The organism is Paenibacillus sp. FSL H7-0331 (assembly GCF_001956045.1).
On sequence record NZ_MRTH01000160.1, the window covers coordinates 1 to 724 of the forward strand.

The 724-nt window shown below is 44.1% G+C and carries 1 protein-coding gene; it reads right to left on the reverse strand.

Features of this window, described 5'->3' with window-relative positions; translation table 11 throughout:
* Nucleotides 1-724: IS110 family RNA-guided transposase (locus BK127_RS42265; protein ID WP_144026754.1), on the reverse strand; the 724-nt coding region annotated here is incomplete at both ends.

Sequence of the window (724 nt, forward strand, 5' to 3'; positions counted from 1 at the left end):
TAGTTCAACTGATGCTAAATAAGGCTCGAGTAACCGATCAATTTCTGACTCTACTTTCTCCAGTTGTTTTTCAACATAGGATAAGTGATCCAAATGCAACCCCAACATCATACGATGGTGTTTTCTCATTCGCCCATCTAATGCCTCAAGTAGCTCAGGAACTTTGTTTTTAAGGGAAGTTTTCACCTTTTCTTTTACTTCATCAGCGTTTAAGACTTCGCCATTGATGACTGATTCCAGTAAAGCACGACCTGATACACCAAAAATATCGCTGATGTAAGTTGTAAGCTTTAAATTAGCATCCTGCAAAATTTTGTGAATTCGATTTTTCTCAGCTGTCGCGTCTCGAAGCAGCTTTCGTCGGTAACGCGTCAAATCCCGCATATTCCGAATTTCTGATGGAGGCACAAAGCTGGGAGTAATGAGTCCAGAACGAAGCAGCTGTGCAATCCAGGCTGCATCGGCGACATCCGTTTTACGCCCGGGTACGTTTTTGATTCGTCGAGCATTCGCTAGAATAAGCGTAAATTGCTCCTCTAAAATGTTCCAAACTGGTTTCCAATACACACCCGTGCTCTCCATGGCAACGTGCGTACACTCCCAGTTATTCAACCAATCGTAGAGGGCCAGCAATCCCTTGGTCGTCGTGGAAAAGGTGCGAATTTCTTGCTTAGGTTTGCGATCTAATTCCCCATACAGAACACAGGCGACTACTGTTTCTTGG